Source organism: Paraburkholderia sp., assembly GCF_036488795.1.
GTDB lineage: Bacteria > Pseudomonadota > Gammaproteobacteria > Burkholderiales > Burkholderiaceae > Paraburkholderia.
On sequence record NZ_DASXHA010000112.1, the window covers coordinates 1 to 16,645 of the forward strand.

Annotated in this window: 16 protein-coding genes and 1 pseudogene; 3 read left to right on the forward strand and 14 right to left on the reverse strand. The window is 61.8% G+C overall.

Annotated elements, in window-relative coordinates:
* Positions 1-311 precede the first annotated feature (311 nt).
* The 9 genes from VGH41_RS16345 to mdcA all read right to left on the reverse strand — a co-directional run bounded on the left by VGH41_RS16345 (position 312) and on the right by mdcA (position 8,713).
* A complete protein-coding gene (locus VGH41_RS16345) occupies positions 312-608 on the reverse strand; it encodes a hypothetical protein (protein ID WP_331598530.1) in 297 nt (98 codons plus the stop codon).
* Positions 609-687: 79 nt separating this feature from the next.
* Entirely contained in the window at positions 688-2,400 is a 1,713-nt protein-coding gene (locus VGH41_RS16350) for a methyl-accepting chemotaxis protein (RefSeq protein WP_331598531.1), read from the reverse strand.
* A 169-nt stretch (positions 2,401-2,569) separates the two neighbouring features.
* Positions 2,570-3,502, reverse strand: a complete 933-nt coding sequence (locus VGH41_RS16355) for an acyltransferase domain-containing protein (protein ID WP_331598532.1) — start codon at positions 3,500-3,502, stop codon at positions 2,570-2,572.
* On the reverse strand, positions 3,499-4,383 hold the full coding sequence (mdcB, locus tag VGH41_RS16360; RefSeq protein ID WP_331598533.1) for a triphosphoribosyl-dephospho-CoA synthase MdcB: 885 nt from the start codon (positions 4,381-4,383) through the stop codon (positions 3,499-3,501). The genes VGH41_RS16355 and mdcB overlap by 4 nt, the downstream gene beginning before the upstream one ends.
* Positions 4,383-5,072 (reverse strand): malonate decarboxylase holo-[acyl-carrier-protein] synthase, encoded by a 690-nt coding sequence (mdcG, locus tag VGH41_RS16365; protein ID WP_331598534.1) that lies wholly within the window; start codon positions 5,070-5,072, stop codon positions 4,383-4,385. The genes mdcB and mdcG overlap by 1 nt, the downstream gene beginning before the upstream one ends.
* Positions 5,047-5,760 (reverse strand): biotin-independent malonate decarboxylase subunit gamma, encoded by a 714-nt coding sequence (locus VGH41_RS16370; RefSeq protein WP_331598536.1) that lies wholly within the window; start codon positions 5,758-5,760, stop codon positions 5,047-5,049. The genes mdcG and VGH41_RS16370 overlap by 26 nt, the downstream gene beginning before the upstream one ends.
* Positions 5,747-6,667 carry a biotin-independent malonate decarboxylase subunit beta gene (locus VGH41_RS16375; protein WP_331598537.1) on the reverse strand — a complete coding sequence of 307 codons (921 nt, stop codon included), beginning with the start codon at positions 6,665-6,667 and terminating at the stop codon, positions 5,747-5,749. Before VGH41_RS16375 ends, VGH41_RS16370 begins: the two co-directional genes overlap by 14 nt.
* Positions 6,664-6,981 (reverse strand): malonate decarboxylase acyl carrier protein, encoded by a 318-nt coding sequence (mdcC, locus tag VGH41_RS16380; protein WP_331598538.1) that lies wholly within the window; start codon positions 6,979-6,981, stop codon positions 6,664-6,666. The genes VGH41_RS16375 and mdcC overlap by 4 nt, the downstream gene beginning before the upstream one ends.
* Before the next feature lie 85 nt (positions 6,982-7,066).
* Positions 7,067-8,713 carry a malonate decarboxylase subunit alpha gene (mdcA, locus tag VGH41_RS16385; protein ID WP_331598539.1) on the reverse strand — a complete coding sequence of 549 codons (1,647 nt, stop codon included), beginning with the start codon at positions 8,711-8,713 and terminating at the stop codon, positions 7,067-7,069.
* Between the two features lie 205 nt (positions 8,714-8,918).
* Between mdcA and VGH41_RS16390 the strand changes: the two genes are divergently transcribed.
* On the forward strand, positions 8,919-9,767 hold the full coding sequence (locus tag VGH41_RS16390; protein ID WP_331598540.1) for a LysR family transcriptional regulator: 849 nt from the start codon (positions 8,919-8,921) through the stop codon (positions 9,765-9,767).
* Between the two features lie 103 nt (positions 9,768-9,870).
* On the opposite strand, the gene VGH41_RS16395 is transcribed toward VGH41_RS16390, so the two are convergent.
* Positions 9,871-10,338 (reverse strand): MarR family transcriptional regulator, encoded by a 468-nt coding sequence (locus tag VGH41_RS16395; protein ID WP_331598548.1) that lies wholly within the window; start codon positions 10,336-10,338, stop codon positions 9,871-9,873.
* A gap of 103 nt (positions 10,339-10,441) precedes the next feature.
* Here VGH41_RS16395 and VGH41_RS16400 point away from each other — a divergent pair, with 103 nt between their 5' ends.
* Positions 10,442-12,025 carry a DUF1254 domain-containing protein gene (locus tag VGH41_RS16400; protein WP_331598541.1) on the forward strand — a complete coding sequence of 528 codons (1,584 nt, stop codon included), beginning with the start codon at positions 10,442-10,444 and terminating at the stop codon, positions 12,023-12,025.
* Positions 12,026-12,111: 86 nt separating this feature from the next.
* Here the strand turns inward: VGH41_RS16400 and VGH41_RS16405 are convergent, their stop codons facing one another.
* From VGH41_RS16405 to budA, 3 genes are all read right to left on the reverse strand, one after another.
* Positions 12,112-12,597, reverse strand: a complete 486-nt coding sequence (locus VGH41_RS16405) for an FUSC family protein (RefSeq protein WP_331598549.1) — start codon at positions 12,595-12,597, stop codon at positions 12,112-12,114.
* Positions 12,598-12,924: 327 nt separating this feature from the next.
* Entirely contained in the window at positions 12,925-14,610 is a 1,686-nt protein-coding gene (gene alsS / locus VGH41_RS16410; RefSeq protein ID WP_331598542.1) for an acetolactate synthase AlsS, read from the reverse strand.
* Positions 14,611-14,677: 67 nt separating this feature from the next.
* Complete coding sequence (gene budA, locus VGH41_RS16415; protein ID WP_331598544.1) at positions 14,678-15,454, reverse strand: acetolactate decarboxylase; 777 nt, start codon at positions 15,452-15,454, stop codon at positions 14,678-14,680.
* Between the two features lie 97 nt (positions 15,455-15,551).
* On the opposite strand from budA, the gene VGH41_RS16420 reads away from it, so the two are divergent.
* Positions 15,552-16,463, forward strand: a complete 912-nt coding sequence (locus VGH41_RS16420; RefSeq protein WP_331598546.1) for a LysR family transcriptional regulator — start codon at positions 15,552-15,554, stop codon at positions 16,461-16,463.
* A 25-nt stretch (positions 16,464-16,488) separates the two neighbouring features.
* On the opposite strand, the pseudogene VGH41_RS16425 reads toward VGH41_RS16420, so the two are convergent.
* A pseudogene (locus VGH41_RS16425) lies at positions 16,489-16,645 on the reverse strand (cytochrome BD ubiquinol oxidase subunit II); the annotation flags it as partial.

The window sequence follows — 16,645 nt, forward strand, 5'->3', positions numbered from 1 at the left end:
AGTCAGAAACAACCATCTGTTATTCGACGGCAGAGGGCATTCCCGTGTCGCCAGATCGAATTGGAAACAACGCATACCCCTCGGTTATCGGTTCGGGTTGGCCAGACTTGAGCCGCAAACCATGTATGCGGCAAATCGCCGCAGTCAAACCGAGGCACCACGGAACAGCCTGTCCGGCTCGATCGCCTGGACCAGGCCGCTCAATGCTTTGCATCAAAGCGTGTATTCCCGGCCGTCGACCGCACGCGTCCAAACCGGTCGTCTGGACGATTGGGGGAAGTCGCTAAACGAACAAAGTAATGCCGGCGAGGCTATTGACGTCTCGGCGGCTGTTGACCGAGTGCGGTGAGAATCGCATTGGTGAGTTCGAGCAGTGCCGAGTGATATTCCGCGGGCAACGCGACGTCGTCCGTCATCGCCAGCGCGTCCTCAATGCCCTGTCGGAATGACCTGGTGATCTCGACACGCTGCGATGTCGTCAGGGAGGGTAAGGCCGCCTCGAAAAACTTACCCAGCACCAGTGCCCTCGCTCCAAGCGCGCCCATTTTCTTCGTATTAGCGGCGACGAGCTCGACTACCTGATCCAGTACCTTGTCAGTATCGTTCAATTTTCAAACGTTCTCAGTATATTTAGTTATCCGTATCACCAACATCCGGCCCGACACATCGTGTGATGCCGATAGCCGCCTAGAAGCTGTCCCATTCGCCGGCCCCGGCGGCTTGTACTTCCTGAATGCGCGGCGGTTCGGGACGCTTCAGGGCTGGGGTCGCCCGCGCGCTCACCCGCGCCGGCGTGGCCGTCGTGGACGTCGTGGTCGTTCGTGCGGCAGCTGCTTTGGGCGCCGCGTCATGCGCGACGTTTAGCTTGAACATTGAGACGGAAGCCTTCAGATCGCTCGCCTGCGACTCCAGCGAACTGGCCGCGGCCGCCGCCTGTTCGACCAGCGCCGCGTTCTGCTGGGTGACTTCGTCCATCTGCGTGACGGCCTGATGGATCTGGCCAATGCCCTTGCTCTGCTCCTGCGATGCAGCGGTGATTTCACCCATGATGTCCGTCACGCGGCGGATCTCGTGCGTGATCTCCCGCATCTTCGTTCCGGCTTCCTGCACATGGCCGGCGCCTGAGCGGACCCGCTCCACGGAATCGTGGATCAGCTCCTTGATTTCCTTGGCTGCCGCCGAGGATCGTTGCGCCAACGAACGCACCTCGGCGGCCACCACCGCGAAACCCCGGCCCAGCTCGCCGGCCCGCGCGGCTTCGACCGCTGCGTTCAGCGCGAGAATGTTGGTCTGGAAAGCAATGCCCTCGATGATGCCGACAATATTGGCGATCCGGTCCGAGCTGGCATTGATGCCCTCCATGGTTTCCACCACGCGCGACACCACGGTCCCGCCCTGTTGCGCCACCTCGGCGGCCTGTGCAGCGAGCTGGTTGGCCTGACTGGCATTGTCGGCATTCTGTGTGACGGTCGAAGTCAATTGCTCCATGCTGGCGGCCGTTTCCTCAAGCGAGGCGGCCTGCTCTTCCGTACGCTGCGACAGATCCTGATTGCCTGCAGCGATCTGATGCGTGGCAGTGGCAATCGCGTCGGCCGAAACCTTGATCGTGCCAATGGTCTGCGCAAGCTGAGCCTGCATGCGCTTCATCGAAAATAGCAGACTCGCACGGTCGTTCGGCGCGGTCTTCACCATGGCGGTCAGATCGTTGCTGGCAATCTGGTTGGCAATCTCGGCGGCGTAGGACGGGTCACCGCCCAGTGAGCGGACGATGCCCCGATTGAGCAGCACGACGACTGCCGACAGGCCACCGGCGAGCACCAATAGAACTGCAAGGCTTTCGTAAAGGGTCACGCGGAATGCCGCATCGATGTCGTCGATATAGAGGCCGGTCGTGAGAATCCAGTCCCACGGCTGATAGCTCGTGGCGTAGCCAACTTTCGGCAAAGCCTCGGTCGATCCGGGCTTTACAGCGCTATAGGCGATAAAGCCGTTGCCATCGCGCTTGACGACAGCGAGCATCTCCCTGAAGACGAAAACGCCGTTCGGATCCTTATAGTCGCTTACGTCCTTACCGCTCCACGCCGGCCGGGTCGCATGCATCAGCACGGTCGGGTGAGAATTGACGATCTGGAAATAGCCGTCCGCGCCATACCGCATGTTGCGGATGCTGTCCATGGCCCGCTTCTGCGCTTCGGCCACGGGCATCGTCCCGGCGGCCGCCTGATCGCCAAAGCCCTTGGCGACGGTCAAGGCGATCTCCGTCACGTGTTTCAGATTCGTCTTGCGCTCTTCCAGGCGTGTCTCTCTCGTCTGATATGCGTTATAGATCGATATTCCGACGAGACACACCAGACTCAGAATCAGCGGCAGCCAGAGCTTTTGTACGAAGGACAGCTTCATATCTAAGGAACCTTTGCGTTGAACATGTCACGGGCAGGAAAGTTGTGCTCATGCACATCACGCATTCCTCTGAAGAATATCGGCAAACGTTTGCATTACTTGAGAAAAATGTGAAACCTGCGGCGAGTTGTCTCAACTGGCGTGGCCCCATTGACGGACAGCTGGTCGGTCAGTCACTGCCGACCCGCGTGAGCCAGGCATGGACGGCGTCCAACGACCGGAAATCCGCAATGCTGCGCGACGCAATCGACGGATATGCGTCCATGGCCATTTGTGACAGCGCGCGCCCGGGCCCGAGTTCAAGAAAGGCCGTCGTGCCGGCCTCGACACACGCTTCCAGGCAGGCGGCCCAATTCACCGGCTCCGCGATCTGGCGCGCCAGCTTGTCGAGGCCTTCACCTTCATTAAGGACGACCGCACCGTCAATTCCACTAAAGAGCCGTGTACCTGCCCTCGCACGTGAGACGCTGAGGCGACCGAGCTCGTCCCGGAAGACGGGCACCGCCGCAGCGAGCCTGCGCGTGTGCGACGCGATACGCACCGGTACGGGAATGACCCGTTTTGCACCCCGCGCTTGCGCGTCGCCGGCAAGGGCCTTTAGCGCGTCGTTCGTCCCTCCTAGCACGTACGCGTCGCCCGGATTGATGATCGCTATCGCGGCGTCGCGGGATGAGCACAACTCATCGAGCACTGCCCGGCTAATGCCACGCACGAATAGCATCCCCTCGTCAGCGCCGCTCGCGGCGTCCATTGCGGCGGCACGCGCGGCAATCAGGTCGAGTGCATCGATTGCACCGATCCGGCCGGCCACATGCCACGCCGCGACTTCGCCGACGCTGTAGCCAGCCACGCAGCGCCGTTGCGGCAGAGAGGGTGCCAGCCGCGCGAACGCAGCCAGCGCGTGCAGAGTGCAAAGCAGTTGCGCGTTCCGGTTCTCGCGAAGCGCGTGGTCGCCCGCGGTACGGACCCACGCGCGCGGATCACCGTCGAACCAGCGCGACGCGCGCGAAAACAGCGCCTCTACGTCCGGGCCGTTGCCTACCAGATCGAACATGTCGGGCCCCTGGTTGCCCTGCCCCGAACAAAGCAGCGCGACGGTCATTGCCCGCTCTCCAGATCGAATGCGGCGGCAAACAGGCTCATGGCTAACAGGTCCGCCGCGCCGCCCGGGCTAAGCCGTCGCGCGACGAATGCGTGGTGCGCAGACTCGGCGTACGCGAGCCAGTCGGGTGCGCCGATCCCGCCGCGCGCCAGAAATCCGCGGGCAGTGTGCTGCGCGAATTCGAGGCCGGCCGTGCCACCGCGGTGCAGCAGATTGGTATCGGCAACCGTTGCGATCAGCGCGAAGCACGCATGCACCCGCGCGGCCGCCGCGTCGCCCGGGCGTAACCGTGCGGCTTCGCGCAACGCGGGGACGCCGATACCGTAGACACTGGCAAATCCGCCAGCGGCCTCCCGACGCGCGCCGCCAACGCCATAGCGACGCGCCACGACTTCGCCGTGGCTGCTAGACGGGCGCGGGCCGCCGAGGATCTCAGCGCCCCACTGGCGCGCGACGACCTGGCCAAGTGTTGGCCCTGCCACGCCGCCCACATACGAGTCATCCGCTGAGCGGAGGCCGGCCGCCGCGCACAACAGGCCCACGCCGAAGATCGCACCGCGATGCGTATTCACGCCACCTGTGGCGGCGAGCATCGCGTGCTCGGCACGTACTCCGATTCGCCGCAACACAGCCATGTCAGCCCGTCCCGCGCCGGCCCAAGCCATTTCCGCGAAGAACGGCCGCAGCGCCGCCGCGCTACGAGCGAACGTACCGGCGTCCATATCGACGTGACTCCCGGTGTCGACCGTACTCACGAGCCCCGGTTTCGGCCAGGTCTCGACTTCAAGGCGCAAGCAGCGCTCCGCGCACGCGCCGATCCTGTCAGCCTCAAGCACCGCCCGGCTGGACGTCGAGTCGAAGTAACTCCGTACGGCCACCATCACTTACCCTCCACGAATGCTCGCGGCGACGCAAGCACCACATTTGACGAAGCTTTTACGACGACCTCGTCGATTCCGGCATGCAACTCGCGCCAATTCACACCCGCGCCATCCATGCGAATGACTTCGCCGTCGATACGCATCGGCGCGAGTTCGTCGCAGGCTGCCACGTCGGCGAGCAGGGCGGTGAGCGCAAAGGGCACGTCGGCCGCCACCGGCAAGTCGAGCAGAATGTCCAGGTCCGACTGTTCCGACAGATACTGCAAGCCGGTCAGGCCCTGCCAGGCAAGGCTGCCGAAGGCACGACAGCCCACGCGATGATGGCGTGCGACCGCGTCGAGCGCATCGATGGTCGGCCGCCATTTCGCGGGAGCGATGTCACGCAGCGAGGCGAGCGTAGGCGGCAGCTCGACGGATTCGATCGCATCGGCAGGCATCATCACACCCACCCGCCGCTTGCCGGCCGATGGAGGCAGCGGCAAGCCGAGCGGCACCCCCACGACCCCGGCGTCGCATGGCCCCGTCCTGCGAACGATCAGCGGCCAGCCACGCGCGCCCCAGTCGCGAATGAGCGTCTCGTCGCGCAGATCCGCGCGCAACGAGACGCACGCCTGCCACGCGTCTCGTGCGACCCGCACGAGACGGTGGCGTACGAGTGCGGCCTCAGCGGGCTGAACGAGCGAGTTCATTGACGCGTAGCGCAATGCGCTCTGCTGCGGGACGGCTGCCGCCTGATTTGCCGCGCCGGGCGCGACCATCCGGACGCCCGGCGGGCTCGGTAAGCCAATGCTCGAGTTGCGGCGCAAGCGGCTGCGCGGGATCGAGCACCGCATCGACCGCTCCTGTCTTCGCGAGATTGTCGAGACCTGGCGCGAACACGGCGCTCGATTTTGCCTTCTCCTCGAGCACCTCGAGCGACAGCTTCGTCACGCGCGACATGGACGGCAGATCCATCACCGCCGGTTCGGCATCGGGCAGCGCCACAAATACACGCGTCGCCAGCGCGGTTGCAATGAACGCCCCCGCCGCCGTATGCCCATATAGCAGCCCGACCGTCCTGTGGCCACACTGACTCGCGAGCAGCAGGCTTTTCGCGAGATGCGCGAGATATTCGTTCAGCCCCAGCAGTTCGTCGCGCTTGCTCATGCGCTGACTGCCGCTGTCGACGAGTACGACGATGGGCCTGTCGCCACCACGTCGAATCGTTTCGAGCACACGCCCGGACAACCACAGCGCCTCATCGACGCCGACAAACGCCCGACCCGAGATGCCAATCACGTCCACCGGCTGACCAATAGTGGCTGTCCCTGAGAGCAGACCATCGTCGCGAACCGTGATGTCATGGTCCAGACCAGCGAGAATTTCAGCGAGCGTCATCTTGTGCCTCCTGCAGTTGATCCGCTAGCGCAGCGAAGGCGTCGCCAGGCATCGCGGGAATAGCCTCGACGTTGGCCGCACCGAGCGCGCGCCAGACGTCGTATGCGTCGTCGCAGTTGCCGAACGCCGCGATGCGCGCCGCGAGGCGAGATTGCTCGGCTTCGAGCACGGCGAGATCGAAAGCCTGACGCTTCGCGAGCAACGCGATCACCGCGTGGCGAAACGCCGACAGAGTGTCTTCGACAAAACGATCAGCACCGCCAATCAAGCGCCGATGCTTGCCGCCCATGGTCCGCCAGACCAGTGCGCGATCTTTCGAGTCGAACTCGTCGACGCCTCGATTCGTCTCGATCACCTCGGGGCCGGACACACCGATGCGTCCCTGCTCGGACACGGCGATCGCCGAGCAGCACGCGGCCAGCAGACCGCCGCCGCCGTAGCAACCAGCACGACCGCCCACCAGCCCAATGACAGGCACGCCGGCAGAACGCGCCTCGGCCAGCGCTCGCATGATTTCGGCGATGGCCAGTTCGCCCGCGTTGGCTTCCTGCAGACGCACGCCGCCCGTGTCGAACAGGATCAGCACGGCCACGGACCCCTCGTCGCGCGCTGCACGGAGCAGCCCGGTCAGCTTGGCGCCGTGGATTTCGCCGAATGCGCCGCCCATAAAGCGGCCTTCCTGCGCGGCGACGAATACACGACGGCCGTTGAGCGTCGCCTGTCCGACAATCATCCCGTCATCGAACTGCTGCGGCAGATCGAACAGGGGCAAGTGCGGGCTGACCTCGCGTTCGGTCGGATCGACGAATTCGACGAACGTCCCGCTATCCACGAGTCCCGCAACGCGCTGTCGCGCAGACGCTTCATACCAGCTCGCACCCGCCTCCGATGGATTAAATGCGCTCATTTCCCACCTCCCTCGATCACGCGGACCGCCTGCGCGAGACGCAGCAACACCATGTCAGGACGGGCACCCCCGTCATTGATCGACAAACGCAGCCCGCCCAGCGAGCGGCCCTCGACGAAATCGGCGACCACCGCCTGCCACACGGCACCAAAACCAGTCGCGGCGGTCAGGATGTCGATTTCGCACGCATCGTCAGGCAACACGCGCTCGACCAGCACTTCCAGATTGCCGGACGCGACCACGCCCACCAATGCCGACGCCGCGTCGCCCCGAGCGCGCTCACGCGCGGTATGCACATAATTCAGCCGTTCCATTTAATGTCCTCCTGTCGGCCCACAGGGCCGACATTGCGCGCAGCGCACCGCGCGTCCCTGGATGGCGCACTGTGCGCCGTTTCCGTTACCAGTTCCTGAAGCGCGACGGTGGCGCGTACAAGCCGCCCGACCACTGCACCAGGTCCTTCACCGAGCGTGCAGCAAGCAGGCGCCGGTCCGCGTCGAGCGGATTGATGCCGAGATCCTCTGGCCGGCGGATCACTCCACGCTCGCGCAGCCGCTCGACCAGGCGCCGGTCGCGACCACGGCCGACTTCCGTATAACCGGCTACACCCCGGATCGCGTGCTCGCGCTCGTCCGCGTCGCGGCACAACAGCAGATTTGCCACGCCTTCCTCGGTCACGATGTGGGTCACATCGTCGCCGTACACCATCACAGGTGCGAGGTCGAGCTGCAGTTTTTCTGCGAGGCGCAGTGCGTCGAGTTGTTCGACGAACATCGGCACGTTCTTGTCGCCGAAGGTCTCGCCAATTTGCACGACGAGCTTGCGTCCGCGCCGCAACGCGGCCGGCGTATGCGGATCGGCCTGCTCGCCGGCCTTCAGCCACGGCTCGCTTGGATGGCGCCGGCCGCGTGCATCGCTGCCCATGTTCGGCGCGCCGCCGAATCCCGCGATCCGTTCGGCCGTCACCGTCGACGAGTTGCCGGCAAGGTCGATCTGTAACGTCGAGCCTATGAACATGTCACAGGCATACAGGCCCGCGGTCTGGCAGAACGCGCGATTGGAGCGCATCGAGCCGTCCGGGCCGGTAAAGAAGACGTCCGAACGCGCCCGGATGTAGTTGTCCATGCCAACCTCGGAGCCGAAACTGTGGATCTGCTCGACCCACCCTGATTCGATAGCCGGGATCAATGTCGGATGCGGATTCAGAGCCCAATGCGTGCAGACTTTGCCCTTGAGACCAAGGCGTTCGCCGTAGGTTGGCAGCAGCAGCTCGATCGCTGCGGTGTTAAAGCCGATGCCATGATTGAGCCGCTTGATGCCGTATGGCACGTAAATGCCCTTGATCGCGAGCATCGCGGTCAGGATCTGCATTTCCGTGATGGCCGCCGGATCGCGTGTGAAAAGCGGCTCGACAAAAAATGGCCGCCCCGCCTCGACGACGAAGTGCACCCGGTCGCCTGGAATATCGACGCGCGGCACTTTATCGACGATCTTGTCGACCTGCGCGATCACGATGCCGTCCTTGAACGCCGTCGCCTCCACGACGGTCGGCGTATCCTCGGTATTGGGGCCGGTATACAGATTGCCGTCGGCATCGGCGCTGACGGCGGCAATCAATGCGACTTGCGGCGTCAGGTCGACGAAGTAGCGCGCGAACAGTTCAAGATAGGTGTGCACGGCGCCGAGTTCGATCCGGCCGCCAAACAGCAGCTTCGCGATCCGCTGCGACTGCGGCCCTGAATAAGCGTAGTCGAGCCGCCTCGCAATGCCGCGTTCGAATACGTCGAGATGCTCCGGCAGGACGACGCCCGATTGCACCATATGAAGATCGTGAATCTTCGCGCTGTCGACCTCTGCGAGCGCGGCTGCGAGAAGATCCGCCTGCTTCTGATTGTCGCCCTCAAGGCATACGCGGTCCCCTGGACGAAGCACGGCTTCAAGCAACGCTGTCGCGTCGCCGGCGTCGACCCGCTTGCCCCGTGCGAATCGCGCACCCGCCTCGAGGCGGGCATCGCGCGCTTGCTGGGCATGATTCCATTGCGTCATTGCGTCTCTCCTGCGATACGTGACGAGTTGTCGAGAGGCATTGTAGGACGCGGTTTACATGTGATTTATGAAGTTGCTAAATGCACTTAGAGGCTGCGCCAATCGATTTCACCGCACTGTTGCCGTAGACTGATGCAACGGCCCATGTCGCGCTGCGCGTGCTGTGCGGCCGATGTCCGTTGACCCTGTCCTATCGGAAACCGCCATGCGTCAGTTACCGCCAGAGCTGCTGCGCAGCTTCGTCGTCGTCGCCCAGACAGGCAGTTTCACTGCCGCATCGGAGCGAGTGAACCTTTCGCAATCGACAGTCAGCCAGCACATCCGCCGGCTGGAAGATCTGCTCGACCGGCCGCTGTTCGAGCGTGATACCCGCAATGTGCGGCTCTCCGAGTCCGGCGAAGCGCTTCACCGCTACGCGGGTCGCATCCTCGATATGATGGATGAAGCGGTGATGTCGGTCTGCGGGCCACCGCTGTCAGGCAAGGTGCGGCTTGGTATGTCGGAGGATTTTGCGTCGACGCATCTGCCAGACGCGCTCAGCAGTTTCATTCAGCGCAATCCCGAGGTCGAACTGGAGATCTCGATAGGACTGTCCGGCGAACTCTTTAACGCACTCGACGCCGGCCAATACGACCTGGTGTTCGCAAAACGATGCGCAGGCAGCAATCGCGGTCGCGTGATCCGCACGGAACCGCTTTACTGGTGCAGCGGCCCCAACTCGCCGATAACCGGTCGGGAGCAGTTGCTGCCGCTCGCGCTGCATCCCGAACCGAGCGTCGCACGACAACGCGTTCTGGAAGTGTTGAATGCGATCGGCCGGCCGTACCGGATCGCCGTAACGAGCAGCAGCATCGCGGCACTGCGCGCCGCAACCGCGGCTGGGCTCGGCGTATCCGCGTTCGCTGGCTACGTCATCCCGGAGGGGCTCGTAAAATTCGATGCGGACCTGCCGTCGCTCGGAGAACTCGACTATGTGATCGATCGGCCTGCTTCTGCGTCACGCTCGACGCTCGCACTTGAGGCAACGCTCGTTGCCGCCGCCGCTGAATTGTGAATGTGCGGACCGTTTCAACGCCGAACTCGCGCGCGGACTCTATTGATGGTGACAACTTCAGCGCAATCGGCCCGGGCTGTCACTTATTACTAGGATTCCTTACCTAACCGCCGCCGTTGACTAGTGCGCGACGAAGCATGCTCTTAAGAAATCCGACTTCCTCCAAGGTGAAACCGGATAGCAGCTGTTCGCGAACGCTTGTAAAAATGGCCGGCATCCGCTCGGCTATGGCTCTACCTTCCGGCGTCACCGCAAGTCGCACGACGCGCCTGTCCTTGCTACAGCGCACACGGGTCAGCAAGCCACGCTTTTCCAACCGATCAACCAGGCGAGTGGCAGCGCTCGCGTCGATACCGTATTCACGTGCAAGTTCGGCGGCCAGTGTGCACTTCCCGCTCGCTACCATGAACAGGGCGCTGCCTTGCGCGCTGGTAATACCCAGTTCGGGCATTGTGCGCTGCGTGCCCATATTCCACAGCTTCGCACTCACACGAGAGATCAGATATCCAACGCTTTCCCCGAATTCGTATTCACTGAATTCCGGAAGTGGCCTGGACGACGGGTTAGTCATGATTTTGATGCCTTGGCAATAACTGTCCAGGAATTCTAGTGGATAGCCGGAAAAAGTGCAGGTGGTGTAACTTTGTAAGTATGAACCTCGTCGAGCCTGCTTCATGTCAATGCCAGTTCCACTCCCTCGAGGCGGGTTCGTTCTCCAGCTCGAATCGCGCCAATCAATGCCATACTCCAGAAAATCCGATTTCGGTCGCATAGTGCACCGTCGTGCGCGGTGCCATTTCGTGGCGGCCCCTGATACGGAGCGCGTGATGAAGAGATCCGGCAGAGCAGTGTTCAGCATGCTGCTTGTGTTGTTCGCGATCGCGCAGGTCGAGGTGGCGTCGGCCACGCCGCCCATGAACCAATGGTCGACGACTGAACTTGCCGATCGCACCATCGAACGCCGCGCCGTCGAGGCCGTCTTCTGGGGAATGCCTGCAGTCAACTTCGAGCTCATGCTTCAGGCGTTCCAGAAGCTGAACGGCATGCCGAATCAGGTTGCCTACTGGTCGCGCCCGCTGGACTGGAAAAACCAGACGCTCACGCCGAATCCGGACACCATCTACGTCATGCCGTTCTACGACGTACGCAACGGCCCGATGGTGCTGGAAATTCCACCCGCGGAAGATGGATCGATCACCGGAAGCATCGACGATAGCTGGCAGAACGCGCTCGAAGATGTTGGCTCGGCCGGCGCGGACAAGGGAAACGGCGGCAAGTATCTGATCGTGCCGCCTAATTTCAAGGATTCGATTCCGGAAGGCTACATCCCGGTCCGCTCGGACACGTATCGAGGCTATGCGATCCTGCGCTCCAATCTCAAGTCGGGCAGCGACGGCGACATCGCCAAGGCGGTCGCATATGGCAAACAGATCCGCTTCTATCCGCTCAACGGCGATGCCGCGCAGACAACCTTCGTGGATGCCTACGGTCAGATGTTCGACGCCACCATTCCTTACGACGCACGCTTTTTCGACGCCCTCAACCGCTTTGTGCAAGTCGAGCCATGGCTGACGCGCGACAAGGTCATGATCGACATGCTCGGTTCGCTTGGCATCCGGCAAGGTCAGCCGTTCGCGCCCGATGCCAAGACCCGGCGCATTTTCGATTCCGCCGCACTGGAGGCACGCGGGTCGATCGAGGTGCAATATGAAAAGGTCTTCGTTCCGCCGTTCAACGAAGGGACCCATTGGGCGTTGCCGGCATCCCCTGAAGTCGCCGAAGGGATGCCAGACTTCTTTGCCAAACCTGACCGGTATCCGATCGACGGCCGTGCCGTCACCTATTCGATGGCGTACTTCAGCGCGAAGCAGATCGGCACCGGCCAGTTCTATCTGATGACGATCAAGGACAAAAACGGCAAGTGGCTTGATGGACGCAAGACCTATCGGTTGAACGTGCCGGCGAATGCTCCAGTCAGACTGTATTGGTCCGCCACCGTCTATGATGGCGCCACGCATGCGCTGATTCGCAATATGCGTTGGTCGAGCCGCTCGTCCAATACTCCGGGGCTTCAGAAAAATCCGGATGGCTCGGTAGATGTCTATTTCGCCCCCCTTGCACCGGCCGGCAAGGAGAGTAACTGGATTCCAACCAGTTCCGGCGGTCGCTTCGAAGTCCTGTTTCGTCTCTATGGCCCCGAAAAGCCGCTTTTTGACAAGACATGGAAGCTGCCGGATATAGAGTCGTTCAGACAATGACCCATGTCTTCATGGTTGCCTCCGACAAGGTCGACACCATGCTGAAACGTGGCTGTATCGTCGCCGCTCAGGTGGCCGCCTGAACCTCACCGCGCAGGCTCCTTCACGCCGATGTGGGCTACAAGCAGCGAACAGGCATATCTCCAGAACAGGCCATTCGAAATTCCCACTACGGTGTCTACAAGGCGCAGCAGCGGTTGCTCTATAGCATGGCGCGGGTCGATTGCCGCGACGACCAGCACAACGATAGTCGTTACGCTGGCGGTGACGATGCCGTCACGCCGGCCCAGGAGCATCATCACCACGGTGCCAATCGCCACGACGGCCACCATACCCATCGCGTTGAACGGCAGGACCCGAAGGTAAGCCAGACAGAGCACAAAACTCACGCCTGTCGCGATCAGACGCGAAGCTGCCGCCGCATAACTTTCGGACCACGTCTGCCTGAATACGAAGGCCGTCGCGACCGCGGCCCACATCCCACCGAGCAGGTCATCCGCATGATCGAGATAGCGAAACAGGCCGTGGGTAGTGAGCCAATACGTGACAAGACATGCGATTGCCTTCGTCACGGTCAAGATGAAATCCTCAGGCGAAACACCTGTACGTTGCGTCGTTTGTATCATGGAGTCAATCCCGCAGTGACCGTGGCGACAAGGCGCTCAAACGGCTGCCAAAATACGCGCAGCGTGGCACCACCGCCGAAGCACACGCCGCTCGACGAGCCTGGTAGCGGCACTCACGCGCCGAGTGCGGGCATCGCGTGCTGCCCGCTCATATTCCACAACGCTCAGATAACCCGCATCTGGCGCGGGGATATCGGTCTGAAACGCTGAGTGACAGAGAATGACACTCACCATCAATCTATGAGCTACCCTCTCTGCCACCTTCCCTTTGTCTCAGAGCAGGTAATCAGCACGCAGCGGTTCCATCAGCTTCGGATTGTCGGAGTAGTCCACCGGGATCGCGACAACGGCCGGCCCTTCCACTTCCATCGCTTGACGCAGCGTCGAACGCAGTTCGTCTGCAGAGTTGACGGCAAATCCTGCCGCACCGAACGCCTCCGCATAGGCCTTGAAATCGATCGCGCCAAACTCGACACCCGAGCGGCGCTTGTACTTCTGCACTTCCTGGATTTCCACCATGTTGTACATGTTGTCGACCCAGATGATGTGCACGATGTTCGACTTGAGCCGCACCGCCGTCTCCAGTTCCATGCTGGACTGCATGAAGCTGCCGTCGCCGGACACGGAGATGATCTTCTCACCCGGACGCACGAGCGAAGCTGCAATCGCCCAGGGAAGCGCCACACCCATGGTCTGCTGCCCGTTCGTGATCAGCAGTTGGCGCGCGCGGAAACTGTTGAGGTAACGCGCGATCCAGATATGAAAGCTACCCATGTCCACGCACATTGTCGTGTTCGCGTCGACGACATCCTGCAGTTCCTTGACGATACGCAACGGATGAACCGGCGCGCCGCTGCGGCCAGCGTATTTTCTCGTCAGCGCGGTACGTGCTTCGGCGAGCGTCGAGAGAATCGCGTCCGCTTCGGGAGACGTATTCAAGGTGCCTAGCTCGGCAGCAAGCAGCCCCATCGTCTTCGCAATATCTCCGACCAGTTCGACTGCGGGCCGATAGTTGCGGTCGGCATCAGCGGGCAATCCATCGACATGGACGACCGGCCGCCGAACATTCTTGTTCCACAACGACGGTTCATATTCCAGCGGGCTATATCCTACCGTCACCACCAGGTCGGACTGCTCGAGCAGTTTGTCACCGGGCTGATTGTTCCAGAGTCCAACACGGCCTGCGAAGCGCGTGAACTGCGCAGCGCCGAGCGCGCCGGCGGACTGATACGTGCCCGTCACAGCCACACCCGTTTGCGCAACGAACTTGCGAATCGCCTCGGCATTCTCCGGCTGGCTTGCCTGTTGTCCGAGCAGGAGCACCGGACTCTTTGCGAGCTTGAGCATCTCTGCGGCCGCACGAATGTCGTCCTTCGCCGCGGGGCCCATGGCTGCCACACCCAGGTCGCCGAATACGGCACCCTTTGCTGGCGCATTGACGATGTCCATGGGCAGACTGACAAACGCGGCACCCGGCCGGGGACGTTCAGCGGCGCGAAAAGCGTTGCTCATCACCTCGGAGATCGTGGATGACGCGACGACTTCGGCGCTGAATTTCGTAACCGGCTTGAAGAGACTGACCGTGTCCATGGTCTGATGGACCTGCTTCAGGCGGTCATCCAGCTTCACCGCGCCGCCAATCGCCACCATCGCGTCGCCTTCCGAATTCGCCGTGGCCACACCCGTGACCAGATTCGAGGCGCCAGGGCCCGACGTCACGAGCGCGACCCCAGCCTTCCCTGTCAGGCGCCCCACGGCCGCGGCCATGAACGCGGCGTTCGCTTCATGGCGGACCACGACCGTCTCGATCGTCGAATCAACCAGCGAGTCGAAGACGCGATCGATCTTCGCACCGGGGATACCAAACACATGCTTGACGCCTTGAGCCTCGAGGTTTTTGACCACCAGGTCGGCACCACACTCCCACACGGTGTCGACGTCATTTGTACTCTTCAACATGATTCACTCCACAATTTTCAAAAATCCAGAAATTCAATGCCGGCGCGCTACGAGGTCCGGCGCTTCATCAACCTTCCGCGGCCTCAATCGCCGCACTCATCTCGTCCGAATGCAAGGTCGCCTGCTGGAAGCTCTCGGTATGCGGTAGATCGATGCGCAGCTTCGAGATCTTTGCCAGCTCGAGCGTGCCTTCGAGCAACTGATAGTCGAGCACGTGACCGCCGCCCTTGCGGTCATCCGTGATGTAGTGAACGTGAAATCCCGCCACATTGATGCCTTGCACGTACGGCGGACAACGAAAACCCACCAGCGTGCCTGACGTGTTCTCAAACGTGAAAGTCGGCTGTTTTTCAATTGCCTGAAGCATCGGCCGATACGGCTTCTGCTGGCGTGGCACGGTGCGCGTCTCGACGCGCTCAAAGCGGCCGTCGATGCGAAACGCGCAAAAAAGATTGGGCGACCCCACCATGCTGTCGATCAGGTTCTGTACGTCGGTCTTCTCGAGCCGGGTCGACAACTGCCCGGTAATGCTCGGACGGAAGAACGTCATCACGGCAAAGGGTGTCTTCTGGTCCATGCCGGCGACCCGCGCGCTACCATCTTCGCGCAGCTGGTGAACTTCGCTGTCGAAGGCGACCAGTTCACCATCAAGGTCGTTGAAGGTTCCGAGACCAAAGTCTCCGTGCTCGAGCAACTCCGTCACGGACATGTTGCCGTCGTACACGCCATCGATAAGGGCGCTCATCAACGACGTCTGGTAAATCTCGCTTTCCTGTCTATTAGCCAGGTATGAAAATGTTTTTGCAATCTCTTGTACGCAAGAGCACACGCCTGTGGTTTTCATGATCTTTTTCCTGCAACGATGAAGTACAACGACAGTATGTTTCCCGGCGGCGCTTACGTCTAATATAGAGAGCAGTCCTCTTCTAGACGAGATTGATATGGAACTTCGCCACCTCAAATACTTTGTGGTCGTCGCCGAGGAGGGACACTTCACACGGGCCGCGCAGCGTCTGGGTATGGCTCAACCGCCGCTCAGCCAGCAGGTACAAAAGCTCGAACGTGAAATCGGCGCGCAGCTGTTCCACCGGCTGACGCGCGGAGTCGAACTCACCGATGCCGGCCGTGTCCTCTATGAAGACGCGCGGCGTATCGTGAGTGAGGTCGAGCTTGCAAAAAGTCGCGCGCAAAGTGCGGCACGCGGACAGACCGGCAGCATTCGCGTCGGCTTTGCGAGCTCGGTGGTCTTTCATCCGGTCATTGCGGATATCGTGCGCACGTATCGCGAGTCTCATCCGGCGGTGACACTCTCACCGTCGGAGAGCAACGTGGAAGCATTGATCGACGACCTGACGGCGGGGCGAATCGATCTCGCCATCATCCGTCAGACATCGCAAGAGTCGGAGCGCGTGAAGACCGAGGCACTCCTTGATGAAGATATGTTGATCGTGCTGCCGCCTCAGCATGCATTGGCAGCGTCGCCACGTATCGATCTGCGTTCGATCGCGCACGAAACGCTCATCATGTTCCCCCGTGCGATTGCCCCGGTTCTTTACGACGAAGTAATCTCGGCCTATCAGCGCGCGGGTCTGAGCCCGCTACTCGGGCAGGAATCCACTCAGGTTGCATCGGCCGTCAGCCTGGTTGCGGCGGGTTTCGGTGTTTCCATCGTCCCCCACTCTATCCGCCAGATTCATGCGGGCGTGAGCTATCACGCCATAGAAGGTGCCGTGCAGCCGAAGGCGCAAATCGTTCTCGCCTATCGGTCAGGCGAGTTCTCACGGGTCGTGCGCGATTTCGTCGACGTGGCCAAGCGTCTGGTTCGTGATCGCAAGGACGGCGATAAGGAGTAAAACGCGACCGCGCCGCGTTCTGTTGTCAGTGGTTCACGGCAACGACCTTGCCGCGGAACAGATGGTACTGGTACAGGTTGTAGCCAATCATGATCGGAAACACGGTGCCGATTCCGAACAGCATGAAGGTGAGCGTCGAACTATCCGACGCTGCCGACGCGACCGTCAGCTGGCCCGGAACG

Bases quoted from the DNA above. Each gene is read 5' to 3' on its own strand.
- budA (WP_331598544.1), bottom strand. From the start codon at position 15,454: ATGAAAACCACAGGCGTGTGCTCTTGCGTACAAGAGATTGCAAAAACA.
- VGH41_RS16350 (WP_331598531.1), bottom strand. From the start codon at position 2,400: ATGAAGCTGTCCTTCGTACAAAAGCTCTGGCTGCCGCTGATTCTGAGT.
- VGH41_RS16390 (WP_331598540.1), top strand. From the start codon at position 8,919: ATGCGTCAGTTACCGCCAGAGCTGCTGCGCAGCTTCGTCGTCGTCGCC.
- VGH41_RS16395 (WP_331598548.1), bottom strand. From the start codon at position 10,338: ATGACTAACCCGTCGTCCAGGCCACTTCCGGAATTCAGTGAATACGAA.
- VGH41_RS16420 (WP_331598546.1), top strand. From the start codon at position 15,552: ATGGAACTTCGCCACCTCAAATACTTTGTGGTCGTCGCCGAGGAGGGA.
- mdcB (WP_331598533.1), bottom strand. From the start codon at position 4,383: ATGGTGGCCGTACGGAGTTACTTCGACTCGACGTCCAGCCGGGCGGTG.
- VGH41_RS16355 (WP_331598532.1), bottom strand. From the start codon at position 3,502: ATGACCGTCGCGCTGCTTTGTTCGGGGCAGGGCAACCAGGGGCCCGAC.
- VGH41_RS16400 (WP_331598541.1), top strand. From the start codon at position 10,442: ATGTCAATGCCAGTTCCACTCCCTCGAGGCGGGTTCGTTCTCCAGCTC.
- mdcG (WP_331598534.1), bottom strand. From the start codon at position 5,072: ATGAACTCGCTCGTTCAGCCCGCTGAGGCCGCACTCGTACGCCACCGT.
- VGH41_RS16375 (WP_331598537.1), bottom strand. From the start codon at position 6,667: ATGAGCGCATTTAATCCATCGGAGGCGGGTGCGAGCTGGTATGAAGCG.
- mdcA (WP_331598539.1), bottom strand. From the start codon at position 8,713: ATGACGCAATGGAATCATGCCCAGCAAGCGCGCGATGCCCGCCTCGAG.
- mdcC (WP_331598538.1), bottom strand. From the start codon at position 6,981: ATGGAACGGCTGAATTATGTGCATACCGCGCGTGAGCGCGCTCGGGGC.
- VGH41_RS16370 (WP_331598536.1), bottom strand. From the start codon at position 5,760: ATGACGCTCGCTGAAATTCTCGCTGGTCTGGACCATGACATCACGGTT.
- alsS (WP_331598542.1), bottom strand. From the start codon at position 14,610: ATGTTGAAGAGTACAAATGACGTCGACACCGTGTGGGAGTGTGGTGCC.